This is a genomic window from Streptomyces sp. SID5785, assembly GCF_009870065.1.
Classification (GTDB): Bacteria; Actinomycetota; Actinomycetes; order Streptomycetales; family Streptomycetaceae; genus Streptomyces.
Map to the genome: position 1 here is coordinate 1 of NZ_WWIA01000333.1, position 6,982 is coordinate 6,982.

Annotated in this window: 7 protein-coding genes; 1 reads left to right on the top strand and 6 read right to left on the bottom strand. The window is 73.1% G+C overall.

Annotated features, from left to right (window positions below; genetic code table 11):
* Positions 1–51: 51 nt before the first annotated feature.
* The 5 genes from rbsD to GTW43_RS10805 form a co-directional block, all read right to left on the bottom strand.
* Positions 52–441: a D-ribose pyranase gene (gene rbsD, locus GTW43_RS10785; RefSeq protein WP_161301430.1), complete on the bottom strand. Its 390-nt coding sequence runs from the start codon at positions 439–441 to the stop codon at positions 52–54.
* Entirely contained in the window at positions 438–1,337 is a 900-nt protein-coding gene (locus tag GTW43_RS10790) for a ribokinase (RefSeq protein ID WP_161301431.1), read from the bottom strand. Before GTW43_RS10790 ends, rbsD begins: the two co-directional genes overlap by 4 nt.
* A 68-nt stretch (positions 1,338–1,405) precedes the next feature.
* Positions 1,406–3,358, bottom strand: a complete 1,953-nt coding sequence (locus tag GTW43_RS10795; protein ID WP_161301432.1) for a substrate-binding domain-containing protein — start codon at positions 3,356–3,358, stop codon at positions 1,406–1,408.
* Positions 3,348–4,880, bottom strand: a complete 1,533-nt coding sequence (locus GTW43_RS10800) for a sugar ABC transporter ATP-binding protein (protein WP_161301433.1) — start codon at positions 4,878–4,880, stop codon at positions 3,348–3,350. Before GTW43_RS10800 ends, GTW43_RS10795 begins: the two co-directional genes overlap by 11 nt.
* Positions 4,877–5,968 (bottom strand): LacI family DNA-binding transcriptional regulator, encoded by a 1,092-nt coding sequence (locus GTW43_RS10805; protein ID WP_161301434.1) that lies wholly within the window; start codon positions 5,966–5,968, stop codon positions 4,877–4,879. The genes GTW43_RS10800 and GTW43_RS10805 overlap by 4 nt, the downstream gene beginning before the upstream one ends.
* 268 nt (positions 5,969–6,236) lie before the next feature.
* Here GTW43_RS10805 and GTW43_RS10810 point away from each other — a divergent pair, with 268 nt between their 5' ends.
* Positions 6,237–6,809 carry a hypothetical protein gene (locus GTW43_RS10810; RefSeq protein ID WP_161301435.1) on the top strand — a complete coding sequence of 191 codons (573 nt, stop codon included), beginning with the start codon at positions 6,237–6,239 and terminating at the stop codon, positions 6,807–6,809.
* A gap of 9 nt (positions 6,810–6,818) precedes the next feature.
* On the opposite strand, the gene GTW43_RS10815 is transcribed toward GTW43_RS10810, so the two are convergent.
* On the bottom strand, positions 6,819–6,982 hold a 164-nt coding region (locus tag GTW43_RS10815), incomplete at its 5' end, for a DUF4287 domain-containing protein (RefSeq protein ID WP_161301436.1).

A 6,982-nucleotide genomic window follows, 5' to 3' on the forward strand; every position in this document is an offset into this window, starting at 1 on the left:
CGAGGGGCCCGGTCCGCGGACCGGGCCCCTCGCAGCGCTCACCCGGTGCGCTCAGAAGAAGACACCGCACCGCAGCAGCACGTTCGCGTACGGCCGCGCCTCGCCCGTGCGCACGATCAGCCGCGCCCCGCCCGCGAGCCGCTTCAGCTCCTCGTGGCCGACGTACGACAGCTGCGGCACCCGCTCGCGCAGCAGCTCGGCCGCGCCCGGGTTCGCGGCGCGTACCTCGTCGGCGGCGGTGCCGGCCTCCACGACCAGCTCCGCGAGCAGCCCGTCGAGCACCTCGGCGAAGGACGGCACCCCGGCCCGGAAGGCGAGGTCGACGATGCGCGGCCCGTCCGGCAGCGGCATCCCGGCGTCGCACACCAGGACCCGGTCGCCGTGCCCCAACTCGGCCAGGGCGCCCGCCAGATGGCGGTTGAGTATCCCGGCCTTCTTCACAGGGCGGCCACCTCGTCGGCGGTCGGGTACGAGGCCTGCGCACCCTCCTTCGTGACGGCCGCCGCGCCGACCCGCGCCGCGTACGCCGCCGCGTCGGCGAGCGGGGCACCGGTGCCGAGCCGCCACGCGAGCGCCGCCGTGAACGCGTCTCCGGCGCCCGTCGTGTCCACCGCGTCGACCTCGACCGACGGCACCCGCGCCGTGCCCGACGCGTCGGCGACCAGAGCGCCCTGCGAGCCCAGCGTCACGACGACCGACCGCGGGCCGAGGGCGAGCAGCGCCCGCGCCCAGTCCTCGGGGGCGCCCCCGGGCCGCGTACCGAGGATCACGGCCGCCTCGTGCTCGTTGACGATCAGCGGGTCGCAGGCCGCGAGGACCTCGTCCGGCAGCGGCGCGGGCGGCGACGGGTTCAGCACGAGCCGGGCCCCGTCGGCCAGCGAGCGCGCGACCTCGGCGACCGTGTCCAGCGGGATCTCGAGCAGCGTGGAGACCACGGGCGCGGCGGCGAACAACGCGCGCGCGGCCCGGACGTCCTGCGGGGTGAGGCGCCCGTTCGCCCCCGGCGAGACGACGATCGAGTTGTCGCCGGACGGGTCGACGGTGATCAGCGCGACGCCGGTGGGCGCGCCGCCGACCAGGACGCCGGACGTGTCGACTCCGGCCGACTCCATCGACTCGCGCAGCAGCCGCCCGTGCCCGTCGTCGCCGACCCGGGCGAGCAGTGCGGTGCGCGCGCCGAGCTTCGCGGCGGCGACCGCCTGGTTGGCGCCCTTGCCGCCCGGGTGGACCACCAGGTCGGAGCCGAGGACGGTCTCGCCGGCGCCGGGCCGCCGCTCGACGCCGACGACGAGGTCGGCGTTGGCCGAGCCGACGACGAGCAGGTCGTACGTGTTCATGCTGTGGATCTCCCTGATGTCACTGACGGACTGCTGCGGTCACGACCCCGGTCGCGCGAAGGGCGCCGTCACCGGAAGGAGGCGACGTTCTTCGACGTCACGACCTTCACCGGGACCTTCACGGCCGACGGGATCGTCTCGTCCTGCGCCGCCCTGACCGCGTTCTGCACCGCCATCCTGCCCAGCTCACGCGGCTGCTGCGCGACCGACGCGTACAGCGTGCCCGCCTCGACCGCCTTGAAGCCGTCCGGCGTGCCGTCGAAGCCGACGACATCCACCGACTTCCCGGCCTTGGAGCCGAGGGCCTTGACCGCGCCGAGCGCCATCTCGTCGTTCTCGGCGAAGACGCCGTCGACGCCGGGGTGGGACTGGAGCAGGTTCGTCATGACGTCCAGGCCCTTGGTGCGGTCGAAGTCCGCGGGCTGCTTGGCGACGACCTTGATACCGGGGAACTCCTTGATGCCCGCGGCGAACCCGGCGCCCCGCTCCCGGCTGGCCGACGTACCGGCCTGGCCCTGGAGGATCACGATCTCGCCCTTGCCGCCGAGCTTGTCGGCGAGCGTCCTGGCGGCCTGCTTGCCGCCCGCGACGTTGTCGGAGGCGACGAGCGTCGCGGTCTTCGCCTTGTTCACCCCGCGGTCGGCGGCGACGACGGGGATGTCGGACGTGTTGGCGCCGCGCACGGACGGGCCGACGGCGTCGGAGTCGACCGGGTTCACGATGATCGCGCTCATGTTGCCGCTGGCGAAGTTCTGCAGCTGGTTGGCCTGCTGGGAGGCGTCGTTCTGCGCGTCGGTGACGGTCAGCTTCACGCCCTGCTTCTTCGCCTCGGCCTGCGCGCCGGCCCGCATCTCGGTGAAGAACGGGTTGTTCAGCGTGGACACCGCCATGCCGATCCGCAGGTCCTTCTTGCCGTCGGACGAGCCGGTGTTGTTCCACAGCGCGAGTCCGCCGACGATCGCCGCCGCCACGACGGCCGCGACCACGTACTGCATCTTCTGCCGGGGCCCGCCCGCACCCGTGCCCGCCGCGGTCGGCGTGGCACCGGCCTTGCGGCGCACGGTGTCGAGCAGGACGGCCAGCGCGATGACGACGCCGATGACGACCTGCTGCCAGAACGCGGACACGGACAGCAGGTTCAGGCCGTTGCGCAGCACCGCGAGGATGAGCGCGCCGATGAAGGTGCCGGAGGCCTTGCCGACGCCGCCGGCCAGCGAGGCGCCGCCGATGACGACCGCGGCGATCGCGTCCAGCTCGTAGCCCTGCGCGGCCTGCGGCTGCGCGGAGGAGAGCCGGGAGGCGAGCACGATGCCCGCGACGGCCGCGAACAGCCCGGACAGGCCGTAGATGACGAGCTTCTGCCGCTTGACGCGCAGCCCGGACAGCCGCGCCGCCTCCTCGTTGCCGCCGATCGCGTACATGGAGCGGCCGATGAAGGTGCGGCCGAGCACGACCGCGGTGACGACACCGGCGACGACCATGACGATCACCGGCACGGGCAGCCAGCCGCCCAGCGTGTCACCGAGGTGGGACACGGAGTCGGGGAACGGGATCGGCGAGCCCTGCGAGATCACCAGCGACAGGCCGCGGCCCACCGACAGCATCGCGAGCGTCGCGATGAACGGCGGCAGCTTCCCGTACGAGATGAGCGCGCCGTTGACGAGGCCGCAGGCCAGGCCGGTGGCGACGGCGAGGACCACCGCTATCGCGACGGGCACGCCCTCGCTGGTCGCCGCCCAGGCGAGGACGGTCGCGGACAGCGCGGCGACCGAGCCGACCGACAGGTCGATGCCCGCGGAGACGATGACGAAGGTGACGCCGAACGCGAGGATCGCGGTGACGGCCGCCTGCACGCCGACGTTCAGCAGGTTCGTGGTGGTCAGGAAGTCGCCGGAGAGCAGCGACATCACGATGACGAGGACGACGAGCGCGGTCAGCGCGCCGTTGTCGAGGAGCAGCCGCAGCAGACCCCCGCCGCCCTTGGTCGTGCTCTGGTCGTTCTTGAGCGTCTCAGTGGTCACGGGAGCCCTCCTCCTTGAGGGTCGTGGGGCTGCTGACGGCGAGTGCCATCACGGAGTCCTGGGTGGCGTCGTCGGCGGACAGCTCACCGGCGAGGCGGCCCTGCGCCATCACCAGCACGCGGTCGCTCATGCCGAGCACCTCGGGCAGGTCGCTGGAGATCATCAGCACGGCGTGGCCGGCTGCGGTCAGTTCGTTGACCAGCTGGTAGATCTCGACCTTGGCGCCCACGTCGATGCCGCGGGTCGGCTCGTCGAGGATGAGCACCCTGATGTCGGCGAGCAGCCACTTGCCGATGACGACCTTCTGCTGGTTGCCACCGGACAGGGTGCGCACGTGCTGGCCGAGGCCCGACATCCGCACCCCGAGCTGTCCCGCGATCCGCTCGGCGGCGGTGTGCTGCCCCTTGCGGTCGACGAACCCGCCGTGGGTGGCCGCGCGCAGGGTGACGAGCCCGAGGTTCTCCTCGACGGACTGGTCGAGGACGAGGCCCTGGCCCTTACGGTCCTCGGGCACGAGCCCGACGCCCGCGGACATGGCCGCGTTGACGTCGTGCCGGGGCAGCCGGGCCCCGGCGACCTCGACCGAGCCGCGGTCGTAGGGGTCGGCGCCGAACACGGCCCGGGCGACCTCGGTGCGGCCCGCGCCGACGAGCCCGGCGATGCCGACGACCTCACCGGCGCGCACCTCGAAGCTCACGTCGTGGAAGACGCCGTCCCGGGTCAGCCCCTCGACCTTCAGCAACGCGTCACCCGTGTCGGGGCGTTCGCGCGGGTACTGCTGCTCGATGGAGCGGCCCACCATGAGCCGGACGAGCTCGTCCTCGGGCGTCGAGGCGGGCACCTGGCCGACGCTGCGGCCGTCGCGGATGACGGTGACCCGGTCGCCGAGCGCCGCGATCTCCTCCAGGTGGTGCGTGATGAAGACGACGCCGACGCCGTCCTCGCGCAGCGCCCGCACGATCGCGAACAGCTTCTCGACCTCCTCGGAGGTCAGCACGGCCGTCGGCTCGTCCATGATCAGGACGCGGGCGTCCAGGCTCAGCGCCTTCGCGATCTCGACCATCTGGAGCCGGGCGATGCCCAGTTCACGCACCCGCGCGCGGGGCGAGACCTGCACGCCTACGCGCGCGAGGAGGGCCTCGGCGTCGCGCTCCATCGTCCGGCGGTCGATGAGGCCGAAGCGGCGCGGCTGGCGGCCCAGGAAGATGTTCTCGGCGACGGTGAGGTCGGGGACGAGGTTGAACTCCTGGTAGATGGTCGCGATGCCGAGGCGTTCGGCGTCCTGCGCGCCGTGGATGCGGACCTGTTCGCCGCCGACCGTGATCCGGCCGGCGTCGGGCGTGTAGGCGCCGGAGAGCATCTTGATGAGCGTGCTCTTCCCGGCCCCGTTCTCGCCGAGCAGGACGTGGACCTCGCCGCGGCGCAGGTCGAAGTCGACGCTGTCGAGCGCGACGACACCGGGGAACGTCTTGCGGATGCCCTCGATGCGCAGCAACTCGTCCGGGCTGCTTGCGGGTTTCACCGGGTGCTCCTCTCCGTCGGAGTGCGCGGGTGGCGCGGATGGCTCGGGTGACTCGGGTCGTTCGTGTGGCTCAGGCTGTCCGTGTGGCTCGGCCGGGGGGACTCGCCGCAGGACTCGCGTACGACGAGGTGCGCGGGCAGGGTCACCGACTGCGGGGACCGGCCCTCGATGCGGTCGATCAGGGCGCGGACGGCGGCCCGGCCCAGGTCCTTCGTCGGCTGGGCGATCGCGGTCACCGGCGGCGCGGTGTGCACGAACCAGGGGATGTCGTCGAACGCGGCGAGCGCGATGTCGTCGGGGACGCGCAGCCCGCGCGCGCGGATCGCGTCGAGCGCGCCCAGCGCCATCAGGTTGTCCGCGGCGAACACGACCTCCGGCGGCTCGGCCAGGTCGAGGAACCCCTCGGTCACCCGGCGCCCGCTGTCGGCCTGGAAGTCGCCCTGGCCGATGTATGCGTCGGGCAGCTCGATCGCGTACCGGGCGAGCGCCTCGCGGAACGCGGCGACGCGCTCGCTGCCGGTCGTGGTGGCGGCCGGGCCCGCGATGATCGCGAGCCGGCGGTGACCGAGCCGGTGCAGATGGGCGACCAGGTCGCGGATGGCACCGCTGCCGTCGGAGCGCACGACGGGCACGTCGACGCCGGGGATCCAGCGGTCCACGAAGACCATCGGGGTCCCGGCGCGGGCCGCGGCGAGCATCAGCGGGGAGCCGCCGTCGGTGGGGGAGACGAGGAGGCCGTCGATGCGCCGGTCGAGCAGGTTCTGGACGTGGTGGTCCTGGAGGTCGGGCCGCTCGTCGGCGTTGCCGATGATCACGCTGTAGCCGAGGGCACGGGCCTCCTCCTCGACGGAGCGGGCCAGCTCGGTGAAGTACGGGTTGAGGACGTCGCTGATGACCAGGCCGAGGGTGCGGGTCTGGGCGGTGCGCAGGGAGCGGGCGACGGCGTTGGGCCGGTAGCCGAGCGACTCCACGGCGGCCAGGACGCGGGTCCTGGCGTCCGGGCTCACGGACGGGTGGCTGTTGAGGACCCGGGAGACCGTGGCGACCGAGACCCCGGCCGCGGCCGCGACGTCCTTGATGCTCGCCATCGCCGGCCACCTCCTTGTGGCTGCGGGCTCATGTGCGTGCAGTGCGCCGCACATGTGCATGGAATCGATTACACGAAGGATTGGAATCGATTACACGCGGGGATGGCAAGGGGGGTTCCAGATCTCTTGACCACTTCATGACCGCATCGTGACCGGACCGTGGCCGGGGTGTCGCCGGCGAGGCCGGTCTGTCGGTGGGGAGTGTCATGGTGGAGCAAGGACAGACAGACCGGAGACACCCGGCCCGGTACGAACGGAGCACACGACGGTGAACCACGCGCAGCTCACTGCACTCGGCCGCGCCCTGCGCCTGCTCGGCGAGCACGGCGAGCGCCTCACCTCGGAGGCGTCGGACGCCAAGCTCCACGAGGTGCGCGGCGATGTGAAGCGCGCCCTTGACCTGCTCGACGACACGGTCACCGGCGCCGCGCCGACGACCCGCTGCGCCCAGCACCCCTACGGCGCGGTCGACGAGTCGGCCCCCGACCTGTGCCTGCTCTGCGAGACCCGCCGCCGCCAGGCCCGCCGCGCCGAGTACGGCGGGGGCCCCGCCCCGGCCCGCCCCGACCAGCAGGCGGTCCAGTCGCGGTACGGGACGCGCGAGGAGCGCCCGCAGCCGCAGCAGCGCTGGATCCCCGAGATGTGGACCGGCCAGGTCTGGCAGCTGTGCGGCACCCCGCGCCACGACCGCCGCGAGGCGGACCTCTACCTGGCGGCCCAGCGCCGCCGCCCGGACGCGGCGATGGCGTACCGCCTGGTCCACGAGTTCACCGACTACGAGGTGGTGCGGGTGTGGGGCACGCCGCTGCGGGTCGACCCGGAGCCGATGGGCGGGATCTGATCGCGGAGGCTAGTTCTTCTCCCGGAGGCGGCTCCTGCCCTCCGCGAGCGTCGCGGCGACCAGCGCGTTCGCGTGGCCGTGGCCGAGCCCGTGCGCGGACTTCAGCCAGGCGACCAGCTCCATGTGCCGGGTGAGCGGCGAGGAGCGGATCAGGTCCTGCCAGTGCGCGACCA